Below are 20,834 nucleotides of genomic sequence, written 5' to 3' on the forward strand. Positions count from 1 at the left end.
GAAAGGGCACCGCCATGAGCACCACCGCACCGGGCGCCGCCGTGACCACCAGGGGAAGGACCGTCCTCGTGGCGGAGAACCTGGGCCGCAGCTACCACGGCAACGCCGTGGTCAGCGCGGTGGACCTGACCATCCCGGCCGGCCAGACCGTCGCCGTCCTCGGTCCCTCGGGGGCCGGGAAGTCCACCATGCTGCGCTGCCTGGCCGGCCTCGAACCGCTGGAGACCGGCAGTGTCGGCTTCCAGGGCGAGCTGCTGTCGAAGGCCGGCTCCACGCCGCGCTCGGTCGGCGGCCGGATCGGCATGGTCTTCCAGCAGTTCAACCTCTTCCCGCACCTCACCGCCACCGAGAACGTCGCGCTCGCCCCCGTCCGGGTCCGGGGCGTCCCCCGGCAGCGAGCCAGGGAGGAGGCGCACACCCTGCTGGAGCGGGTGGGGCTCGCCGAGCGCCGCGACCACTATCCGTACGAACTCTCCGGCGGCCAGCAGCAGCGCGTCGCCATCGCCCGCGCCCTCGCGATGAGCCCGGAGCTGATGCTCTTCGACGAGCCCACCTCGGCCCTCGACCCCGAGTTCACCCGTGAAGTGCTCGCCGTCATGCGGGACCTGGCCGACAGCGGCATGACCATCGTCGTCGTCACCCACGAGATGGGCTTCGCCCGGCAGAGCGCCGACCGCGTCGTCTTCATGGCCGACGGCCGGATCGTCGAGGACGGACCCGCCGAAACCCTCTTCACCACGCCCCGGCGGGAACGCACCCGCGTCTTCTTCGAGCAGATCCTCGGAGACTCGGATCCCCGGAGAGTGGGACCATGACCACCCCGCCCCCTCCGGGACGCCTCCACACGACCCGCCCCCACGCCCCCTGGAGCCTGCGCAAGCAGGACTGGGCCTACCAGCAATTGCGCGAACGCATCCTCACCGGTGTCCTCGCCCCCGGCGAACAGCTCAGCCAGGAAGCCCTCGCCGGTGAACTCGGCATCAGCCGCGGCCCCTTGCGCGACGCCCTGTCCCGCCTGGCCGCCGAGCACCTGGTCGTGGACCGCCCGCACCAGAAGTCCGTGGTCGCGGAGGTCTCCGTCACGGACGCCAGGGACATCTACAACGGGCGCGCCGCCCTGGAGAGCGTGCTCGCGGCGGCCGCCGCCCAGGCGGAGCTCGGCGAACGCGGCTCCCTGGCCGCCGACTTCGGCCTGCTGCTGGAACGCCAGCGCATCGCCGTCTCGCTCGGCGACACCGCCCAGGTACGGCTGCTCGACCGGCAGTTCCACGACGCCCTCTACACACTGGCCGCGATGCCCGCCACGCTCGCCGCGCTCGACCAACTACGGGCGAAGAGCGACCGTTACGTCGCGCTCTACCTGGCGGACGCCCACCGCGCGCAGACCTCCGTGGACGAACACACCGCCATCCTCGACGCCTTCCTCGGCGGCGACGCCGAACAGTCCGCCGCGCTCACCCGCGCCCATGTGCTGGGCGGCCTCGGCGTACTGACCGGATCCATCGACCACCAGCCCGCCACCCTTTCGGACCGGGGCTGACCCGCCGCCCCGCCCGCGTCAACTCCCCCCCCGTACCCCCCCCCGCACACACACGCGACAGTGAGGAACCAGATCGTGATCCACCAGCCCGAGGCCATCGCCCGACTCTCCCTGCCCGAACACACCGAACGGCTCGGGATGTCCGTACGCGACGCCGAACGCCAGTTGGAGAACGGCCCGGGGCCCGACCACCTCCTCGACGCCACCTACGCCGACACCCACCGCTTCCCGGCACCCGAGTGGGCGCTGCCCACCTTCACCGCCGCCGCGGGCGGCGACGGCATGACGTACACCCCCTACCGAGGCGACCACGCCGTACGCGAGGCCGTCGCCCACAACGTCTCCACCGGACTCGGCATACCCGCCGCGGGGCCCGCCGACGTCATCCTCACCCCCGGCACCCAGGGCGCGCTGTTCACCGCGCTCGCCGCGATTCTCTCGCCCGGCGACCTCGTCCTGCTCCCCGACCCCGACTACCTCTCCACCGAACGGATGCTGCGTTACTTCGGCGCCCGCGTCCGCCGCATCCCGATGATCTGGCCGGACGAGTCCACCGGCGGCGCCAGGACCCGCCCCACCCTGGACCTCCAGGCGCTGGAGGACGCCGCCGCCGAGGGACCGCGCCTGATGGTCTTCTCGCACCCCAACAACCCGACCGGCGCCATCTACGGCGAGGAGACGATCGAGGCGATCGCGGACGCCGCCCGCCGCCACGACTTCACCGTCATCGCCGACGAGCTGTACTGCCGGCTGGTGTACGAGGGCGAGCGCTTCCACCACCTCGCCGCCTTCGACGGCATGGCCGAACGTACGGTCACCCTGCTCGGCCCCTCCAAGACCGAGTCCCTGTCCGGATACCGGCTCGGCGTCGCGGTCGCGCCCACCGCGCTGGTCGACGCGATGGAGGACGTACAGTCCTGCACCGCGCTGCGCGCCCCCGCCTACGCGCAGCACCTGCTGGCGCGCTGGATCGCGGAGGACGGCGACTTCCTCGACCGGCGGCTCGTGGAGTACCAGGCGCTGCGCGACACCACCGTAAGGAAGATCAACGCCTCCTCCGTGCTGAGGGTCAACGCGAGTTACGGCACGGCGTACCTCTTCCCCGAGGTCCTGACCGGCGCGAGCGACCAGGCCGTGGCCCTCGCGCTGAAGGAGCACGCCGGAGTCGTCGTCAACCCCGGCTACCAGTTCGGCCTCGCGGGCACCGGACGGATGCGGCTCTGCTTCGCCCAGGAGGAGACCGTGTGGGACGCGGCGCTCGACCGCGTCATCGAGGTCGTGGGCTCCTTGGACCCCGCGTGACCGCCGCCCCGGCGGCGGTGACCGGCGCCGCGTACGGAGTCGTCGGGCTGCCCCTGCGCCTGAAGCTCCGTCACCATGCCGTCGATACGGCGGAGTTGACGGAGGTCTTCCTCCGCGTGCGGCTCGCCGACGGAGGGACCGGCTGGGCCGAGACCCGGGGCAACGGCGCGTACGCCACCCACCACACGGCCGGATCCATCGCCGCCGCGCTGGCCGGGCTGCCCCCGGCCGGTACCCCGGCCTGGGACGACCCCGCCGCGCTCGCCACGGGCCTGGCCGCCCACTGCCCGCCGGCCGCCGCGCTGCTGGACATCGCCTGGCGCGACGCGGTGGCCCGCTCCCGTGGCCTGTCGCTGTGGGCGACGCTGACGGCGCCGGGCAAGCCGGGCAAGCCGGACGGGACGGACGGCCGGGAGGACGGTCCGGGCGCGGCAGCCGTCCGTACGGGACCGGCCTCCGCGTCCGTGCCCGTACTCCCCGCGCACCCGCCGCTGCCGACCCACGCCCCGATCGGATTCGGCACACCGGAGGAGGCCGCCGCGCTCGCGACCGCCGCCGCCCGGGCCGGCTTCGGCCGGGTCAAGATCCGCGTCGGCGGCGACCAGGACCGCGACCGGGCCCGGGTGGCCGCCGTACGCCGCGCCGTCGACCGGGTCACCGGCGCCGGTACGGTCACGCTCGCCGCCGACGCCAACGGCGGCTGGGACGTGGTCACCGCCCGCGCCGCCGTCCGGTGGCTCGCCGGCCACGGCGTCGCCTGGCTGGAACAGCCCACCCCGCCCGGTGACCTGGCGGCGATGGCCGCCGTACGCGTCGGCTCGCCCGTGCCCGTCTGGGCCGACGAGTCGGTGCGCGACGCGGCCTCGGTGCACGCCCTCGCCGACGCGGGCGCCGCCGACGGCGTCCACCTCAAGCTGGAGAAGGCGGGCACCGTCGACGCGCTGGCGGCGGCCGTCGGCGCGGCCCGCTCCCGTGGCCTCGCCGTCGGCCTCGGCCAGATGGACTGCGGACGCCTGGGCTGCGCGACCACCGCCCACCTCGCCGCCGGCCTCGGTATCGAGGTGGCCGAACTCTGGGGCTGCGCCCACCTCGCGCACGACGTCACCGACGGCCTCACCCTCCACCGGGGCGCCGTCCGGCTGCCGGACGGCGCGGGTCTCGGCGTACGGGTCGGTGTGGACCCGGCGGCACTGACCCCCGTGGGCACGGCCCGCGCACACCTCCTGAGCCCTCCGGACCGAGCAAGGACGTTCTCGACATGAGCACCACCCGCACCACTCCCCGTGGACGATTCACGTCCGGCACCACCGTGGACGTGACCGCGCTCCTCACCGCCATGGTCGCCTGCGACTCCACCACCCCGACCGGCGAGGAGGAGTCCACCGCCGCCCTCCTCGCCGCCGTACTCTCCGGCGCCGGCTTCGCGGTGGAGACCGAACAGCTGGCCCCCGGGCGCGTCAACCTCACCGCGCGCCGCAGGTTCGGCGCCGGCGGGCCCGTCCTCATGCTCAACTCGCACCTGGACGTCGTCCCCGCGGGCGGCGGCTGGACCAGCCCGCCGTTCGCCCCCACCCTGCGCGACGGCAAGCTGTACGGCCGGGGCACCGCGGACGCCAAGGGGCCGCTGGCCGCCATGGCGTGCGCCGCGATCGAGGTGGCACGGGCGGCCGAGGCCGGTACGGGCCCCGTACACGGGGAGATCGTCTTCTCCGCCGTGTCACAGGAGGAGGGCGACTCCCTGGGCGCCCGCCATCTCGTACCCCTGCTGGCCGGTGAGGGCAGGCTGCCCGACGCCGTCATCGTCGGGGAGCCCACCGGGATGCGGCTGCTGACCGCGCACAAGGGCTCGGTCCGCCCGGTCGTCGAGGTCGTCGGCAGGGCCGCGCACGCCGCCACCCCGGCCCAGGGCGTCAACGCGGTGACCGCCGCCGCCACCGTGATCACCCTGCTGGAGCGGTACGCCGGCTCCCTCGCCGCCCGGGGCCACCCGCTGCTCGGCGCGCCCACCTGCACCCCCGTACTGATCGAGGGCGGCGAGGCACCCAACGCCGTACCCGAACGCTGCCGGATCACCCTGGACCGGCGGCTGCTGCCCGGCGAGACCCAGGAGTCCGTGCTCGCGGAGGTCGACGCGGTCCTCGCGGAGTTCAACGCGGGCGGCGCGGACGGCGGGCACGGCGCGAGCGCGTCCGTCGTCGCGTGCGCCCCCAGTACCGGCGGCCCCTCCGAGACCCCCGACGACCACCCCTTCGTGGCGCTGTGCCGCCGGGCACTGGCGGCGGCGGGCGCCGACGACAGCCTCGGCGGCCTCACCGTCAACTGCGACATGACGCACTTCAGGGCGGCGGGGGTGCCGGCCCTGGTCTGCGGGCCCGGCCGGCTCGACGTGATGCACGCCGTCGACGAGCACATCGCCGTCGACGAACTGCTCGCCTCCGTCGGTCTCTACCGGGCGATCCTCACCGAGGCGCTCGGCACGGCGGGCGGAACCGGTTCCCGCTCCCGTTCCGGCTCCGGCTCCGGGGAGGGGTCGGTATGGAGCTGAGGATCGCCCTCGGCCAGGCGCCGAGCACCCCCGGCGACCTCCCCGCCAACCTCGCCCTGGCCGCCCGGCTGACGGCCGAGGCGGGGCGGCGCGGAGCCCGCGTCCTGGCCCTGCCCGAGCTGTTCGCCTGCGGATACGACCCCGAGTCGATCGCCGCCGACCCCGGCGGCTGGTCCCTCGCACCGCCGCCGGACGGCACGGCGCCCGCCCCCGGCTCCCCGCTCGCGCCCCTCGCGCGGGCGGCGGCCACGGCCGGCGTCTGGGTCCTCCTCGGCTCCGCCGTCGCCACGGCGGGCCGGCCGCACAACGCCCTGCTCGTCCTCGACCCGAACGGCACGGTCCGCGGCCACTACGGCAAATCCCACCTGTGGCAGGGCGAACGCGACGCCTTCGACCCCGGCACCGGACTCGTCCTGATCGAGGACAGCGGGGTCTCGGTCGGGCTCGGCATCTGTTACGACGCCGGCTTCCCCGAACTGACCCGCGCCTACGCCCGGGCCGGCGCCCACGCCGTCCTGTTCGCATCGGCGTTCGCCACCGGACCGACCGAGTACCGCTACGGCGTCTACCACCCGGCGCGGGCGGTCGAGAACACCGTCTGCGTCCTGGTCGTCAACGCGGTCGGCGAGCTCGCGGGGGAGCACTACTTCGGCCGCAGCGGGGCATGGGGCCCCGACGGCCGGCCGCTGGCCCGCTGCGCCGACGACGTGAGCGAGCTGCGCGTCGTGACCGTCTCCGCCCCGCGGACGGCCGCCGTACGGCGCGGGCTGCCGTACCTCGGCGATCTGCGCACCGATCTGCTGGGCGACCCGCCGCCGCCCCCGCTCACCCGTATCTCCGTCACCGCGCCGCCGGCCCCCGCACCCGCGCCCGCTGCCCCGCACCCCGGCCACACCACCCCAGGAGCCCTCCATGCCCCCCGTCTTTCCCGCGACTGAGTACGACCGGCGGCTCACCGCGCTGCGCGCCACGCTCAAGGAGAAGGAGCTCGACGCCGTCGTCGTGCACACCCCGGAGAACGTCTGCTACCTCTCCGGTCACGCCACGCCCGGCTACTACACGTACCAGTGTCTGATCGTCACCGCCGACGGCGAGGCGGCCCTGCTCATGCGGGAGACCGAGACCGTCAACGCCGCCGGGACCACCTACTTCGAACGGATCACCGGCTACCCGGACAGCTCCGACCCCGTCCTGGCCACGGCCGCCCTCCTCGCCGAACTCGCCCCCGGCGCACGGGCGGTCGGGGTCGAGGCCCGCTCCTGGTTCCTGCCGCCCGAGCCCTTCCTGCGCCTCGGCGGCCTGCTGGAGGCCGCGGGCACCCGGGTGACCCACATCGACGACGCGCTGGCGGCGGCCCGCCTCATCAAGTCGCCCCTGGAGATCGAGCAGATCAGGGCGGCCGCGCGGAGCACCAACGCGGGCATGGCCGCGGCGGCCGCCGCCGCGGTCCCCGGCGCGTCCGAGCGCGACGTGGCCGCCGCCGCGTTCGGCGGGCTCATCGCGTCCGGCTCCGAGTACTTCGGCATGGAGCCGTTCGTCGCCTCGGGGCCGCGCGCCGGCACCATCCACGCGAGCTGGACCGACCGGGTCATCGGCGCGAACGAGGCCGTCCTGCTGGAGATGTCCGCGACCACGGGACGCTACAACGCGCCCCTCATGCACACCGTATGGACCGGCGCGCTGACCGGTGAGGCCGCGGCGATGGCCCCGGCCTGCGCGGCGGCCAGGGACGCGGCCCTGGCCGAGGTCGTGCCCGGCGGCTCCCCGGCGGCGGCACACGCGGCGTGCAAGGCGGCCATCGCGGACGCGGGCCTCGCCCACACCTACCGCAAGCGCAGCGGCTACTCCGTCGGGATCGCCTTCGCGCCGGACTGGGGCGAGGGCCACCTGCTCTCCCTCGGCGAGAACGAACGGCGCCTCTTCGCCCCCGGCATGGTGGTCCACGTCGTCCCCACGCTCCGGCTGCGGGACACCGCAGGAATCGGCTTTTCCGCGACCGTCCTGATCACCGGGACCGGACACGAGGTCCTCACGTCCTGCGACACGGAGCCGGGCCGGTGAGCCGCACGGTCCCGGACGCGCCCGTCCCCGCGGGCGACTACGCCGCCGCGCGCGTGGCGGGCGGACTGGTCTTCACCGCCGGGATGACCCCGCGGGCCGGCGGCGCCGTCCTCGCGGCCGGGACGCTCGGCGCGGACCTCTCCGCCGAGGACGCCGTCCCGCTGGCCGCGCTCGCCGCGGAGCGCGCCGTCGAGGCGGGCCGGGCGGCGGCGGCCGGGGCGGGAGTGCGGCTCGGCCCGGCGGTCTCCATGACCGTCCATCTCGCCGCGACGCCCGCCTTCACCGCGCACAGCAGGGTCGCCGACGGCGCCAGCGCCCGTATCCGCGCACTCCTGGCGGGCCCGCCCCCGGCCCGTACGGCCGTCGGCGTGGCGAGCCTGCCGTCCGGCGCCCCGGTGGAGGTGACGCTCGTCCTCGCCACAGAGGTTTTCTAGGCGCCGGCGTCGTTCACCCGTTCAAGGAGCACACCGCACCACCGCGGCCCCGCACGCCCTGTGGTGACACCGCGGGCAGCGGCCGTCAGCCCACGCGCTCCTCGGGGCCCCGGCTGCGGAAGGCGTGCGGCGCCTCGCCGGTGACCCGGCGGAACACCCGGCTGAAGTAGGCGCGGTCACGGAACCCCACCGACCTGGCGACGCTGTTGATGGAGTCGCCGCTGTGCCGCAGCCGGATCCCCGCCCGCTGGACCCGCAGCCGCGTGAGGTATTCCCACACCGTCATCCCGTACCGCTGGTGGAACAGCCGGCCCAGATGGTCGGCGCTGATCCCGGCGGCCTCCGCGATCTGCCAGCGCGAGATCCGGTGCCGGTAGTGCTCGTACAGGAAGACCAGCGCGGCGTTCACCGGGGTACGGGAGCGGGCCGGGCAGGGCGCGCCCTCCCGCGCCGTACGGCTGAGCAGCGCCGCCGCGCCCTCGGGGCCGAGCACCGCGTGGTCCAGCAGCAGAAGCGCGCGGTGCGGCCCCGCGCGGCGGGCGTCGGCCGGGGTGAAGCCCTGGTCGCTCAGGACGACGACGGGCCAGGGCGCGCCCTCCCCGCCGTGGTGCAGGTGGTCGACCACGTCGAGCGCGTGCATGTCGGGGAGCGTCCGCTCCAGGAGGAGGAGCGCGGGCGGCTCCTCGGCGACCAGGGCCAGCGCCGTCGTACCGTCCGGCGCGATCCGCAGCGGATGGTCGGGCAGCGCCGCCGCCACCAGCCGGCCGCAGTCCTTCCGGGAGCGCTCCGAGGCGGCGACGGCGATCACCGGCTGGCGCAGCCCGGCGGGGCGCAGCGCCCTGAGCGTACGGGAGAGGTCCTGGCCCTCCGCGCCGAGCAGCAGGAACGGGGTGTGCCGCAGCCGGGGATGGTCGTGCAGGTGCTGGGCGCTCGGCCAGGCGCCGGGCCCGGCCGCCGCCGTGTCCCAGGCGACGGCGGCCGGGGCCACCTCCTCCACCAGGGCGTCGATGTCGTCGTCCGCCGTCAGCGGGCGCAGCCGCAGACCGTGCCGGCCGGCGAGGCCCAGCAGCTCGGCGCCCGGGGCCCGCGGGGCGACGACCAGCAGTGTGCCGCCCGGCTCGGCGGCGGGCGGCGGCCGGCCGCCGGGTGTGGGCAGCGGCAGCTCCAGGGCGAGCCGTAGCAGCCGGCCGGTGTGCGCGGTGACCAGTGAGCCGCCGTGCAGCATCGCCAGCCGGGCGGCCGTGGCGAGTCCGGTCTCGGCCGCCCGCGGCCCGGCGGGTGAACGGGCCTCTCCCGGGCGGAAGCCGGTGTCCGCGCCCGGCTCCCGGTCCGTCCCCGTCCCCGTCCCCGTCCCCGTGACGGTGACGGGGACCGGGACGGTGACGGTGATGCGGACCGAGGCCGGGCCCGGCCTCGCCGCGAGCGCCACCCGCCCGCTCTCCCCGGCATGGGAGTGCGCTGCCGACAGCAGATGGGTGACGATCTGCCCGAGCCGGTCGCCGTCGACCGGGATCGCGGGCAGCCGCCCCGGCACCGCGACCGTCCACCGCCCCGTGTCGCCCGGTGTGCCCTGTGCGGCAGCCCCGTCCGGGACGTGGAGCGCCAGGAACGCCCCGAACGCCCGGACCAGCAGCGGGGCCGGGTCCTGGAGACGGCGGCTCAGATGCAGGTCGTCCGCCTCGGACCGGGACAGGTCGAGGAGGTTGTCGATCAGCCGCAGCAGCTGCGCGGCGTCCCCGCGCACCAGGTCGAGCGCGGCGCGCGGGTCCGCCTCCGTGTGCCGCAGGATCGTCTCCACCGGGGTGCGCAGTTCGTCGGTGACCTGGTCCAGCAGCCGCGTCTTGAACCGGCTGGCCTGCTCCGCCGCGTCCCGCGCCCTGCGTACCTCGTCGAAGAGGCGTATCCCCTTCAGCGCCGCGCTGATCTGGTCACCGAGCGCGCGGTAGAGGGCCCCCGCGCGCCCGGCGTCCTCGGTGCTCCCGGCGTCGAAGACCGCGTAGCCGAGGTGGTCGTCGCCGATGTGGAGCGGTTCCAGTACGAGTGTGAAGCGCCCCGCGTCCGGCAGGAGCGGGTCGGGGAGCAGCAAGGACGCGGGGAACGCCGCGTCGGCGGGCGGTGCGCCCCGGCCGCGTACGAACGGCCCGCCCCGGGTGGACCGTTCGCCCCGGGTGAGCAGCGCCCGGGCCAGTCCGCGCACCGGCCGTTCCGCGCGCCTCCAGGTCTCGTCGTGGAGCACCAGCCGGCAGCGGGGCATGCCGGCCGCGGCCGTGTGGCGCTCCAGCACATCGGTGAGCGCCTCCACGTCCACCACGGTCGTCAGATCCGTACCGAGCTCCCGCAGCCGCTGCGACTGCTGGCCCTGCGCCCACCGTTCGTACTCCAGCAGGCGGTGCGCCTGCTCCGCGACCATCAACCGGGCCCGCCCCAGAAGCAGTTCACCATGGGCGCGGCTCGGGGTGGCCAGGGCGGCGACGACGGGGCCGCGCAGGCGCGCCAGCGCCCCGTCCCACGCCGCCACATCCTCGGCGGTACGGACATGAGCGCCCACCAGCCGTTCCAGCAGCGGCAGGAACGCCCCGACGGTGTCCGCCTCGCGCCGCTGCGGGCCGGTGCCCGCCCGCGGGGTGCCGGCCCGGGCGGTGTCCGCGTGGAAGGCCGTGGCGAGCCCCTGAGCGGCCCTCGGCAGTGGTGCGAACAGCTCCGCCTCCGTGGCCCGCCGTACCGGAACGGAGCCCGCGGGGGCGGCTGCCGCCGTACCGTGCCCATGCCCGTCTCCGGGTCCGGGAGAGACCAGCGGCGAGTGACAACCGCAGGACCGGCGGACGATCAGGGTCCCGGGCACGGCGGTCCTGGCGGGCGGGCGCGTACCCCGCAGGCGGGCCACGAGCGTGTCCACCGCGAGCGCGCCCAACTCCGCGAAGGGCAGGGCGACGGAGGTCAGTGGAGGGTCGGACAGCCGTGCCTCGGGGGAGTCGTTGAACCCGACGACCGCGACCTCCTCCGGCACCCGGACGCCGCGCGCCCGGAGGAACCGCAGCGCGTCCGCCGCCAGTACGTCGCTGCACGCGACCACCGCGTCGAAGTCGGTGCCGGGGACCATGCCCCGCGCTTCGATCAGCACCCGCATCGCCGACGCGCCGCCGCCCGCCCCGAAGTCCACCGCGGCGCAGGCCAGGGCGCGTTCGTGCGGTACCTGATGGCGGCCCAGCGCGGCGGCGTAGGCGCGATAGCGCTCCTGGGAGACCGGGTTGGCCAACGGGCCCCGGATGCAGGCGAGCCGGCGACGGCCGTGGTGGACGACGAGATGCCCGACCGCCTCCCGCATCCCCGCGTACGAGTCCACGGTGAGGGTGTCCTCCTGGCCGCTGAGCGGCTGGTTGAGGCTGACGACGGGCAGATGGGCCAACTGCCGCATCAGGCGCTCGGCCCGGTCGCCCGAGGCCGGCAGTCCGAGGGTGGAGCTCCAGCACACGACGCCGTCCAGCCGGGCGGGGCCGACCAGTTCGTACAGGGCGCTGCGCGGTACGTCGCCGTGGCGCAGGGGCCCGCCGGGGAAACAGATCAGGTTGACGTCGTCCCGTTCCGCGGCGGCGAGCGCGCCCGACCAGAGGGTGGCGCCGACCCCGAGATGGATGTTGGCCGTGACGAGCCCGATGGTCGGCCGCCGCGCACCGGTCGGACCGGGTGGGCCGGCCGGGCCGGGTGGGTCGTCAGCCATGGAGGTGCCTCGCTCACCGGCAGGTGCCGTCCGCCGTCGGCCGCGCGTCCACGGGCCTCGGGAAACGTAGACGAGGTGATGGGCCGGGGCAAGACCGGCGGCGGGGCAGATGTCCGCGGGTTCTGCCCCGGCCCGTGGGCCCGGTGCCCGGCCGGGTGGCGGCGGGCACCGGGATGTGGGGGGTGGGGTGGAGGAAAGGGGTTACGGGGGAGCGGAGTCCGGTCAGATCTTGCCGACGCCCGCGCCCGAGGTCACCGACGCCTTGACGGTCGAGGCGCTTTCGGCGGAGTAGCTGTACGGGATGGCCGCCACACTGCCGCCCGTCTGGCCGGCCGTGGAGTTCACGAAGGTGTTGTTCTTCGCGGACAGGGAGCCGGCGGAGGACGCAGCCTCACCGAGGTGGTAGGTGTCCTTGACGTTCTCGAAGTAGTTGCCCTCGACCAGGACGCCCGCGCTCTCGGTGGACGCGACACCGTACGAACCGATGTTGCTGAAGTAGTTGTTCAGCACGTGGACCGGGTTGCCGAAGCGCACCCGAGGGTTGCGCTGCGTCGTACCCTCGAACCAGTTGTGGTCGTACGTGACCTTCAACTTGCCCGTGTCCTCCGACGAGTTGCTGTCGGAGTGCCCGAGGAGCATGTTCTTGTCCTGGTTGTGGGCCCGGTTCCACGACACGGTGACGTTCGTGGACGCCCGCTTGATGTCCACACCGCCGTCGTAGGCGTTGGAGATGTCGTTGTGGTCGATCCAGACATTGGTGGAGTACTCGACGTTGATCGCGTCGTCGTTGGAGCCGGTGAAGGTGAGATTCTGGATGATCACGTTGTTGACCTTGCTGACATTGAGTCCGCTGCCCGTGATCCGCCCGGCCGTGCCCACACCGACGACGGTCTTGTTCGCCGTCACCTTGGTCATGCTGCTCAGCGCGACGGTGCCGTTCACCCTGACGACGAGGGCACCGCTGCGCTGGACCGCCTCGGTGAACTGGGCCGCGTTCGTCACCGTGACGGTGCTGCCTCCGGCGCCGCCGGTGGTGGCGGCGCCGAATCCGCGCGGTGCCGCGGCGGCGGTCGGCGCGTCGTCCTGCGGGGCCGGAGCGCCGTTGGCGGCGGTCGCTCCGGTGAGTGCCAGCGCGACAGCGGTCGTCGCGGCGGCGATGGCGAGGGTGTGCCGTGCGCTCGTCCTGCGCATGGGGTTCTCCGTCCGTGGGGTTTCTGGAGAGTGCGTACGGGTGCGCCGGTGCCGCGCGGCTGGCACGCTTCGAGGCTAGGACGGATCCTGTGGACGATGACGCGACCTGTGTGGACTATTCCGCGCGGTGCCGGTCGGGACGGAGCGGGGAGGCGTTGCCGGGCGGTCTTCGGTGGCGCTACGGGGCGTTGCCCGACGGCCCTACGAAGCGGTCTTCGGCAGCCCCGGCGGGTTCAGCTCCGAGGACGGCACTGCCTCGTCCCCGAGCCCCCAGCGCTTCAGGACCTTTCCGTACGTCCCGTTCCCGATCACGGTGTCCAACGCCTCGTGGACAGGTTTGATCAGGCCGTTGTCCTTCTTGGCGGTGGCCGCGATCTTGCCCTGGAGCGCGTCCCCGGCCCCCGAGAACGTACCGACGAGCTCCGTCTGTCCGGTGGAGGCGGCGTGGTACGCGGCGACCGGGTTGGGGCCGAAGTAGGCGTCGAGGCGGCCGGAACCGAGCGCCAGGTAGTAGTCGCTGGTGTTCTGGTAGATCTTGATGTCGGTGGGCTTCAGCCCCTTCGCCACGTTGGACGCGCTCCAGTCGACCAGCACCTTCTCCTGGTTGGTGCCGGAGGCCACGCCGATGGCCTTGCCCGCGACATCGCGTGGCCCCTTCACCCGCCAGGCGGAACCCTTCTTCGCCTCGAACGCGATGTTGTCCAGCCGGTAGGTCGCGAAGTCGTACTTCTCCTTGCGCTCCTCGGTCACCGTGATGTTGCTGAGCCCGACGTCGTACTTGCCGCTGTCGAGCCCGATGAAGATGTTGGCCCAGTCGACCGGGTGGTAGCGCAGCTTCAGCCCGAGGACGTCGGCGACGAGCGAGGCGATGTCCGGCTCGACGCCGATCACCGTCCTGTCGTCGGTGGCGTAGAACGTCAACGGGGGCACCGAACCTGCCGAGTTGACCACATCCAGCGTGCCCTTCCGGCGGATCTCCGCGGGGACGAGAGCGGCGATGGAATCCACCCTGGAGGTGGACACCCGCTTCTGGTCGGGGCCCAGATCGATCTGGAGGCCGGCGCCGGAACCGGACGGGGCCGCGGCGCCGCCCGGTCCGGAACCCGTGCCGTCGGCCGGGTTGCCGCAGGCGGTGAGCGAGAGGGCGGAGACGAGGCCGAGCAGGGCGGCGGTGGCACGGAGAGTACGTCGGGGCGGCACGGGACGGCTCCTTGGCGGGCGGGGGGGGAGGGGAACAGGGCGGGACAGGAACGGGACGGAGAACGGGACAGCGAAGCGGGACAGGAAGAGAGGACCGCGGAAGACGCCGACGGGTCTCAGAGGACCTTCGACAGGAAGGCTTTGGTCCGTGTGTGGCGCGGCCGGTCCAGCACGTCCGCGGGCGGGCCCTGCTCGACGATCACACCGTCGTCCATGAAGACGACGGTGTCGGCGACCTCACGCGCGAAGCCGATCTCATGGGTGACGACGATCATGGTGGTGCCGCTGCGGGCCAGGTCCTTGATCACATCAAGCACCTCGCCCACCAGCTCGGGATCGAGCGCGGAGGTCGGCTCGTCGAAGAGCAGCACCTTGGGCTCCAGCGCGAGGGCGCGGGCGATGGCCACGCGCTGCTGCTGGCCACCGGAGAGCTGCCGCGGGTAGGCGTCCGCCTTGTCGCTGAGCCCCACCCGCTCCAGCAGCGCCCGGGCCTGCGCGAGCGCCGTCGCACGGGGCCGGCGCAGCGCCGAGACCGGTGCCTCGATGATGTTCTCGACCACCGTGAGATGCGGGAAGAGATGGAAGTTCTGGAAGACGAATCCGATGTGGAGACGCTGCTTCAGCACCTCCCGCTCCTTGAGTTCGTGCAGCTTCGAGCCGGAGCGGCGGTAGCCGATCAGCTCGCCGTCGATGGTGATGCGGCCGCGGTCGAGCTTTTCGAGATGGTTGATGCCGCGCAGCAGGGTCGACTTGCCTGAGCCCGACGGGCCGAGGACGACGGCGACCTCTCCGGCGCCCACCTGGAGATCCACCCCACGCAGCACTTCGAGGGAGCCGAAGCTCTTGTGGACGCCGCGGATGTCGACCATCGGACGGACGCCGGCCGGAGCCGTGCCCGTCGGGGCGGAGACGGGGACCGTGCTCATTTCTGGAGACCTCCGGTGGCGGCGGCAGTCCGCATCCTGTGGGTGAAGGCCCTGGCCCGCTGGAGCGGGGTGGGCGGGGGAGTGCGCTCGGCGCCGCGCGCGAAGTGCCGCTCCACGTAGTACTGGACGACGGAGAGCAGCGTGGTCAGCAGGATGTACCAGACGGTGGCGACCATCAGCAGCGGTACGACCCGCCCGTTCCTGCCGTAGACCACCTGCACCTGGTAGAACAGCTCCCCGATCGCCATCACCGAGACGATCGAGGTGCCCTTGAACAGCGAGATCACCTCGTTCGCCGCGTTGGGCAGGATCCCGCGCATCGCCTGCGGCAGCAGGACGCGCCGGAGTTGGCGCGTCCGTGGGATGCCCAGCGCCGCCGCGGCCTCCAACTGCCCGCTGTCGACGGAGATGATCCCGCCGCGGACGATCTCGGCGGCGTAGGCGGCCTGGTGCAGCGCGAGTCCGATGACGGCGGCGGAGAGCGCCCCGACCAGGTTCATCGTGTCGAAGCTCCACAGCACCGGGCCGAACGGGATGCCGACCCCCAACTCCTTGTAGAGGTACGCGAGGTTGAACCAGAACAGGAGCTGGACGATCAGCGGGATGGAACGGAACGCCCAGATGTACGTCCAGGCGACGGTCTGGAGTATCACGCTCCTGCTGAGTCGCATGAAGGCCAGGACGACACCGAGCGCGAAGCCCAGCGCCGTTCCGTAGAGCGTGAGTTGGAGCGTGACCCAGACGGCCTTGAGGACCGTGTCGGCGGTCAGGTAGAGGAAGAAGGTGTCCCACTCCCAGCCCGGGTTGGTGACCAGGCCGTGCGCGAACTGGGTGACGAGGACGAGCGCCGCCACCCCGGCCGCCCAGCGCCAGTAGTGGCGCGCCGGAACGACCGTGAGCGACGCGGTCCCGTCCTCGTACGGGACCGGAGGGGGAACGGGGACAGGAGCGGTGACGGAGTCCGGAGGGGGCACGGCGGCTGAGGAGGCCGCAGCGGTCGAGGAGGCCGGAGAGGCCGGGGAGGTCCAGGAGGTCGCCGAGGCCGCGGGGCCGGATGCGGTGTTCATCAATGGCCTCTTCCGGTCACTTCTGCTCGGGGGGACTGATCCGGGACTCCTCGATGGCGGACTCCCGCGTCCCCCACCTGTCGAGGATCTTCCGGTACGTACCGTCCTGGATCAGCTCGTTGACGGCCGCCTGGAACGCCTTCAGCAGCGGGGACCCCTTCTTGAACGCGAACCCCACGTCGAGCCGGTGGAACTCGTTCAGGAACCGTGTACCGGCGGCGGGTTGGGCCGCCTGGTGGCGCAGCCCGTTGATCGTCGACATCACCACCTCCACCCGGTTCTGCTGGAGGCTGGTGAGCAGCGATCCGTTGTCCGAGTAGACGTGCACCGTGTACGGCTTCCTGCCCGTGGCGGCGCAGACCTTCTTCTCGGCGTCGAGTGTCGCCTCGAACGTGGTCCCCGCGCCCACCCCGATCGACTTGCCGCAGAGCTGGTCGAGCCGGGTCACCTTGCCCAGGCTCGTGTCGTCCTCGCGGACGGCGAACCCCTGCCCGTCATTGATGTACGTGACGAAGTCGATCGTTCTCCGGCGCTCGTCGGTGACACCGAAGTTCCCGGTGCCCACGTCGTACTTCCCACTGCCGAGCGCGGGCAGGATCGCGTCGAAGCTCGCCTGCTGCCGTGTCAGCCGTACCCCCAGCAGTGTGCCGACGGCGTCGGCGATGTCGACGTCCTGACCTGCCGGGACCTTGCTCGACGTGCTGGGGAAGTACGAGCTGGGCGCCGCGCCCACGGAGGCGCCGAGGGTGAGCGTCCCGCGCTCGCGTACCTCCTCGGGCAGCAGCTTCGCCAGCGCGGGATCCTTCTTCAGCCCGGCGATGGCGTTCGAAGAGGGCGGGGCGGCGCCGGTCTCCTCCCCGGTCGCCGCGTCCGAGCCGCAGCCCGTCAGGACCGGCAGGACCAGGGCGGCCGTCAGCGCGCCCGCCGCGGCGCGGCGCGCGGGCCGGGACCGGCCCGGGATCAGGGTGCGCACGTGGTCATCCCTCCCTTTCGGTGGAGCTTTCGGCGGATCTTTCGCCGGGTTTACCGGTGGGCCTTTCGGAGGCGTCCGGTGCCGGAACCGCGAGACGCTTCCCGAACGGCAGCCGGCCGATGGTCTCCGGATCCGCCGCCGTGTCGAACAGCGGTGTGTACCCGGCCGCCAGATAGAGCCCTCGCGCCTCCGGCTGACGCGGTCCGGTGGTGAGGTGGATCCGGCGGTAGCCGCGTACGGCCGCGAGGTGCTCCAGCTCCGCCACGACCTGCCGCGCGAGCCCACGCCGCCGGTGCGCGGAGTGTGTCCAGATCCGCTTCAACTCCGCGGTGTGCTCGTCGTAACGGCGGAACGCGCCACCCGCGACCGGCACACCACGCCCCAGCAGGAGCAGCAACTCGCCGTGCGGCGGGGCGAACTCCTCGGCGGGATAGCGGGCCAGCTCACCGTGCGCGTCCTTGCCGTACCGCGTGGAGTACTCGTTCCCCAGCTCCTCCAGCATCGGCCGTACCAGCGGATCCGAGACCACGGTCCGCCGCCAGGTCAGACCACGGGGTGGGGCGACGGAGGTCATCGGCCCGCCCCGGCCAGGGTCTGCGGACCGCGCGGCGCGCCCGCCGCCTCACGCCTGGCGACCTCGGCGCGCACCAGCGGGATGACATGGCGTCCGAAGTCGATGGCGTCGCCCAGCAGGTCGTAGCCGCGGGCCGAGATGATGTCCACACCGAGGTCGTAGTAGTCCAGCAGCGCCCGGGCGACCGTCTCCGGCGTGCCGACCAGCGCGTTGGAGTTGCCCGCGCCGCCGGTGGCGGCGGCCGTCGGCGTCCACAGGGCCCGGTCGAACCGCTCACCCGACTCGGCGATCGCGATCAGCCGCTGCGCCCCGGTGTTCTCCGGGGCGTGCCGGGAGTGGTGCCGTACGAGTGCCCCGGTGCCCTGCGCGGCGCGGTCCTTGATCGCCGCGACCGTACGGTGTGCCTTTTCCCAGGCCAGTTCCTCCGTGGGGGCGATGATGGGCCGGAAGGCCACCTGGAAGCGGGGCGGTGCCGTACGCCCGGCGGCCCGCGCTGCGGCCTTCACCGCCTCGATCTGCTCCGCCGTCCTCGCCAGCGGCTCGCCCCACAGGGCGTAGATGTCGGCCTCGGCACCGCCCGCCGCGTACGCCGCCGGCGAGGAGCCGCCGAACGAGACGTCGGGGCGCGGCTGTTGGACGGGGAAGACATCACTGACGAAGTCGTGGAACCGATAGTGCTCGCCCTCGTGGTCGAAGGGTTCGTGCGAGGTCCAGACGCGCTTGACGAGTCCGATGTACTCCCGGGTACGGGCGTAGCGCCGGTCCTTGGTGAGGGTGTCGCCCTCACGGCCCTGCTCGTGATCGTTGCCACCGGTGATGAAGTGGACGGTGAGACGCCCGTCGCTGATCCGGTCCAGGGTGGCGAAGGTCTTGGCCGCGAACGTCGGGTACGACACGTTCGGCCGGTGCGCGAGGAGGATCTGGAGCCGGTCCAGACGGGAGGCGATGTACGCGGCGGCCGGCGCCGGGTCGGGCGAGCCCGAACCGTACGCGAACAGCACCCGGTCCCAGTCGTGGTCCTCGTGGGCCCGGGCGAGCTTGAGCGTGTACTCCTTGTCGAACGAGGCGCCGGAGCGGGATGTCGTCTCCGACCCGTTGTGGGTGGCGGCGATACCGAGGAACTCCACAGGCATGACGGACCTTTCGTACGGAGGCCGGGGCGCGGCGAGGCCAGGGCGCGGCGGGGCGCGGCAAGGGGGAAGGCATGCCGAACGGACCCCGTGGCAGGGAGGGATGAGCGGGTGCGTGACGACCGAGGTGGGTCAGGAAAAGCCGGGGGAGAGCGGCAGCGTGCGCCCGGTGAGAGGGAAGAGCTCGGCCCGCGACGGGGTCACCGAGGGAGGGAGGGGCCGGTCAGGCGGCCCGCTGCCGGGTCAGGCGCAACAAGAGGCGGACCACACGCGACCGAAGTCGATGTGTCCGCGGGTGACCAACGGCTGCTGCTTCTGCATGGTGTCAATTGAGCACGTGAGGTCACGCGAAGTCAACACGTGCTCGCACTGTGGGCGGCCGGGCCCGGCGCCTGCCCGGGCCTGTTGCCCCGGTCCGGGCAGGCGCGCTGGTGCGCACGGCTCGGCGGCGCACTTGACAGTGGTCCGTCGTACACCCGTACGATCCAGGGGTGTGCGGCACCGGCCGCACGGACGTCCGCTCCATCAGTCCGTGTGAACTCCGGTACGCACCAGCCGTGTTGAGGGACGCGGTACGCGTGACGACACCTGCCGCCCGGTCCACGCCACCGACCGTACCCCGCCGCCTCCCCGCCGGAGCCCTCACATGTCCCTGTCGCCCTCGCTCGACGGACCCCGTACCGCCGACGCGTCCGCCCCACCCACCGCCTCGCAGAGGCCACCGGACCCGGCCGAACCCGACGGGATCACCCGCATCGTTCCCCGCCGCCACCCCGGCCGCTGGCTGTCGGCCGCCGTCGCCCTGCTGGCGCTCGCGATGGCCGTCAACTCCGTCATCCGTAACGAACGGTTCCAATGGGGCGTGGTCGGCCGGTACTTCACCACCCCCGCCGTACTCGACGGCCTGCTGCTCACCCTGTGGCTGACCGCCGCCGTGATGGTGCTCGGCTTCCTCATCGGCACCGCCCTCGCCGTCATGCGCCTCTCCGCCAACCCCGTGCTGAACTCGATCAGTTGGGGGTACGTCTGGATCTTCCGCGCCACACCGCTGCTGGTGCAGCTCCTGTTCTGGTTCAACATCGGCGCGCTCTACCCGACCCTGGGCCTCGGTATCCCCTTCGGCCCGGAGTTCCTCACCTTCAGGACGGTGAACCTCTTCGGCCCCACCCTCACCGCGCTGATCGGACTGACCCTGCACGAGGCCGCCTACGCGGCCGAGGTGGTGCGCGGAGGCATCCTGTCCGTGGACGCCGGCCAGACGGAGGCCGCCGCCTCGCTCGGACTGGGCCGGTGGCGGGTGCTGCGCCGGGTGATCGTGCCGCAGGCGATGCGCTCGATCGTCCCCACGGCGGGCAACATGCTCATCGGCACCCTCAAGGGCACCAGCATCGTCAGTGTGCTCGCCGTCCAGGACCTGCTCTTCTCCGTACAGCTCGTCTACAACCGCACGTACCAGATCATCCCGCTGCTGATGGTCGCGACGCTCTGGTACGTCATGGTCACCACCGTGCTGTCGGTGGCGCAGTTCTTCGTCGAGCGGCACTACGCACGCGGCGCGGCCCGCGAACTGCCGCCCACGCCGCTGGACCGGCTGCGCGCCCAGGTCACCGCCGCGCGCGCCCAGGTCACCGCGGTGCGCGTCCGGGTCGCGGCCCCGCGCCGCCGGGGAGAGCCTGGAGGGGAGAGCATCCGAGGCGATGGCGGAGAGGAACGATCCACGTGAACAGTGCGGACGAGTCGGGAGCGGCGGACCACGCCGGGGCAGAGGTCGTCGTGGCCCTCACCGGCGGGGCGAAGGAGGACGCGCACGCGGTGTTCGGCGCGCTCCGGACGGCCTACATCTGCGACCGGGCACCCAACGATCTCCCGCAGGACGTGCCCGGTGTGCGCTCCACCGTGTGGATCGCGACCTTCGACGCGACGGAGGTACGGCACGATCCCGCCGCCACCCGGCTGACGGCGCCGGTCATGGCCACCCTCCAGGGCGGATACACGGCCGTTGAACATGTGCGCAAGGCCCTGGCCTCGGCGTTCACCGTACGAGTCGTCGGCAAGGCCTCCGGCGACCAGGAGGAGGAGATCCAGGTACGCCTGGAAAACCGCTGAGCCCGGGGCCGTGCCGGTGTCGCGGTGGGCCATTCGGCCGCACTCCATGCCGGCCGACGACGGTCGG

At 73.3% G+C, this 20,834-nt stretch carries 18 protein-coding genes; 10 read left to right on the forward strand and 8 right to left on the reverse strand.

Annotated elements, in window-relative coordinates; genetic code table 11:
* Positions 1-14: 14 nt before the first annotated feature.
* From ACFXPL_RS15735 to ACFXPL_RS15770, 8 genes are all read left to right on the forward strand, one after another.
* On the forward strand, positions 15-815 hold the full coding sequence (locus ACFXPL_RS15735; protein WP_384918561.1) for an amino acid ABC transporter ATP-binding protein: 801 nt from the start codon (positions 15-17) through the stop codon (positions 813-815).
* On the forward strand, positions 812-1,540 hold the full coding sequence (locus tag ACFXPL_RS15740) for a GntR family transcriptional regulator (protein WP_384918563.1): 729 nt from the start codon (positions 812-814) through the stop codon (positions 1,538-1,540). The genes ACFXPL_RS15735 and ACFXPL_RS15740 overlap by 4 nt, the downstream gene beginning before the upstream one ends.
* A gap of 75 nt (positions 1,541-1,615) precedes the next feature.
* Positions 1,616-2,842 carry a pyridoxal phosphate-dependent aminotransferase gene (locus ACFXPL_RS15745; protein WP_384918566.1) on the forward strand — a complete coding sequence of 409 codons (1,227 nt, stop codon included), beginning with the start codon at positions 1,616-1,618 and terminating at the stop codon, positions 2,840-2,842.
* Positions 2,839-4,104 carry an enolase C-terminal domain-like protein gene (locus ACFXPL_RS15750; RefSeq protein ID WP_384918568.1) on the forward strand — a complete coding sequence of 422 codons (1,266 nt, stop codon included), beginning with the start codon at positions 2,839-2,841 and terminating at the stop codon, positions 4,102-4,104. The genes ACFXPL_RS15745 and ACFXPL_RS15750 overlap by 4 nt, the downstream gene beginning before the upstream one ends.
* Positions 4,101-5,387 (forward strand): M20 family metallopeptidase, encoded by a 1,287-nt coding sequence (locus ACFXPL_RS15755; RefSeq protein ID WP_384918571.1) that lies wholly within the window; start codon positions 4,101-4,103, stop codon positions 5,385-5,387. Before ACFXPL_RS15750 ends, ACFXPL_RS15755 begins: the two co-directional genes overlap by 4 nt.
* A complete protein-coding gene (locus ACFXPL_RS15760) occupies positions 5,378-6,325 on the forward strand; it encodes a carbon-nitrogen hydrolase family protein (RefSeq protein WP_384918574.1) in 948 nt (315 codons plus the stop codon). Before ACFXPL_RS15755 ends, ACFXPL_RS15760 begins: the two co-directional genes overlap by 10 nt.
* Positions 6,300-7,448: a M24 family metallopeptidase gene (locus tag ACFXPL_RS15765; RefSeq protein WP_384918577.1), complete on the forward strand. Its 1,149-nt coding sequence runs from the start codon at positions 6,300-6,302 to the stop codon at positions 7,446-7,448. Before ACFXPL_RS15760 ends, ACFXPL_RS15765 begins: the two co-directional genes overlap by 26 nt.
* On the forward strand, positions 7,445-7,882 hold the full coding sequence (locus ACFXPL_RS15770) for a RidA family protein (RefSeq protein ID WP_384918580.1): 438 nt from the start codon (positions 7,445-7,447) through the stop codon (positions 7,880-7,882). Before ACFXPL_RS15765 ends, ACFXPL_RS15770 begins: the two co-directional genes overlap by 4 nt.
* A gap of 85 nt (positions 7,883-7,967) precedes the next feature.
* On the opposite strand, the gene ACFXPL_RS15775 is transcribed toward ACFXPL_RS15770, so the two are convergent.
* From ACFXPL_RS15775 to ACFXPL_RS15810, 8 genes are all read right to left on the reverse strand, one after another.
* Positions 7,968-11,600, reverse strand: coding sequence for a substrate-binding domain-containing protein (locus ACFXPL_RS15775; RefSeq protein WP_384918583.1), 3,633 nt, complete (start codon positions 11,598-11,600; stop codon positions 7,968-7,970).
* A gap of 222 nt (positions 11,601-11,822) precedes the next feature.
* Positions 11,823-12,791: a polysaccharide lyase family 1 protein gene (locus tag ACFXPL_RS15780; RefSeq protein WP_384918586.1), complete on the reverse strand. Its 969-nt coding sequence runs from the start codon at positions 12,789-12,791 to the stop codon at positions 11,823-11,825.
* A gap of 201 nt (positions 12,792-12,992) precedes the next feature.
* Entirely contained in the window at positions 12,993-13,991 is a 999-nt protein-coding gene (locus ACFXPL_RS15785; protein WP_384918589.1) for an ABC transporter substrate-binding protein, read from the reverse strand.
* 116 nt (positions 13,992-14,107) lie between these two features.
* Positions 14,108-14,917 carry an amino acid ABC transporter ATP-binding protein gene (locus ACFXPL_RS15790; protein WP_384918593.1) on the reverse strand — a complete coding sequence of 270 codons (810 nt, stop codon included), beginning with the start codon at positions 14,915-14,917 and terminating at the stop codon, positions 14,108-14,110.
* The gene (locus tag ACFXPL_RS15795) at positions 14,914-15,984 is read right to left on the reverse strand and encodes an amino acid ABC transporter permease (protein ID WP_384918596.1); all 1,071 of its coding nucleotides are present in this window, start codon (positions 15,982-15,984) and stop codon (positions 14,914-14,916) included. The genes ACFXPL_RS15790 and ACFXPL_RS15795 overlap by 4 nt, the downstream gene beginning before the upstream one ends.
* Positions 15,985-16,000: 16 nt before the next feature.
* Positions 16,001-16,957, reverse strand: coding sequence for an ABC transporter substrate-binding protein (locus ACFXPL_RS15800; RefSeq protein WP_384918598.1), 957 nt, complete (start codon positions 16,955-16,957; stop codon positions 16,001-16,003).
* Between the two features lie 4 nt (positions 16,958-16,961).
* Complete coding sequence (locus ACFXPL_RS15805) at positions 16,962-17,531, reverse strand: GNAT family N-acetyltransferase (RefSeq protein WP_384918601.1); 570 nt, start codon at positions 17,529-17,531, stop codon at positions 16,962-16,964.
* A complete protein-coding gene (locus tag ACFXPL_RS15810; RefSeq protein ID WP_384918604.1) occupies positions 17,528-18,664 on the reverse strand; it encodes an LLM class flavin-dependent oxidoreductase in 1,137 nt (378 codons plus the stop codon). The genes ACFXPL_RS15805 and ACFXPL_RS15810 overlap by 4 nt, the downstream gene beginning before the upstream one ends.
* 643 nt (positions 18,665-19,307) lie before the next feature.
* Here ACFXPL_RS15810 and ACFXPL_RS15815 point away from each other — a divergent pair.
* Positions 19,308-20,384: an amino acid ABC transporter permease gene (locus tag ACFXPL_RS15815; RefSeq protein WP_384918607.1), complete on the forward strand. Its 1,077-nt coding sequence runs from the start codon at positions 19,308-19,310 to the stop codon at positions 20,382-20,384.
* Entirely contained in the window at positions 20,381-20,767 is a 387-nt protein-coding gene (locus tag ACFXPL_RS15820) for a hypothetical protein (protein WP_384918610.1), read from the forward strand. Before ACFXPL_RS15815 ends, ACFXPL_RS15820 begins: the two co-directional genes overlap by 4 nt.
* The last annotated feature ends 67 nt before the right edge of the window (positions 20,768-20,834 follow it).

It is taken from the genome of Streptomyces sp. NPDC059092 (assembly GCF_042756365.1).
In the GTDB taxonomy this organism is placed as follows: Bacteria; Actinomycetota; Actinomycetes; order Streptomycetales; family Streptomycetaceae; genus Streptomyces.

What these genes read in the sequence shown, in the direction of transcription:
- ACFXPL_RS15760 (WP_384918574.1), top strand. Translation starts at nt 5,378, where the DNA reads ATGGAGCTGAGGATCGCCCTCGGCCAGGCGCCGAGCACCCCCGGCGAC.
- ACFXPL_RS15735 (WP_384918561.1), top strand. Translation starts at nt 15, where the DNA reads ATGAGCACCACCGCACCGGGCGCCGCCGTGACCACCAGGGGAAGGACC.
- ACFXPL_RS15780 (WP_384918586.1), bottom strand. Translation starts at nt 12,791, where the DNA reads ATGCGCAGGACGAGCGCACGGCACACCCTCGCCATCGCCGCCGCGACG.
- ACFXPL_RS15755 (WP_384918571.1), top strand. Translation starts at nt 4,101, where the DNA reads ATGAGCACCACCCGCACCACTCCCCGTGGACGATTCACGTCCGGCACC.
- ACFXPL_RS15810 (WP_384918604.1), bottom strand. Translation starts at nt 18,664, where the DNA reads ATGCCTGTGGAGTTCCTCGGTATCGCCGCCACCCACAACGGGTCGGAG.
- ACFXPL_RS15795 (WP_384918596.1), bottom strand. Translation starts at nt 15,984, where the DNA reads ATGAACACCGCATCCGGCCCCGCGGCCTCGGCGACCTCCTGGACCTCC.
- ACFXPL_RS15815 (WP_384918607.1), top strand. Translation starts at nt 19,308, where the DNA reads ATGTCCCTGTCGCCCTCGCTCGACGGACCCCGTACCGCCGACGCGTCC.
- ACFXPL_RS15805 (WP_384918601.1), bottom strand. Translation starts at nt 17,531, where the DNA reads ATGACCTCCGTCGCCCCACCCCGTGGTCTGACCTGGCGGCGGACCGTG.
- ACFXPL_RS15765 (WP_384918577.1), top strand. Translation starts at nt 6,300, where the DNA reads ATGCCCCCCGTCTTTCCCGCGACTGAGTACGACCGGCGGCTCACCGCG.
- ACFXPL_RS15775 (WP_384918583.1), bottom strand. Translation starts at nt 11,600, where the DNA reads ATGGCTGACGACCCACCCGGCCCGGCCGGCCCACCCGGTCCGACCGGT.
- ACFXPL_RS15740 (WP_384918563.1), top strand. Translation starts at nt 812, where the DNA reads ATGACCACCCCGCCCCCTCCGGGACGCCTCCACACGACCCGCCCCCAC.
- ACFXPL_RS15790 (WP_384918593.1), bottom strand. Translation starts at nt 14,917, where the DNA reads ATGAGCACGGTCCCCGTCTCCGCCCCGACGGGCACGGCTCCGGCCGGC.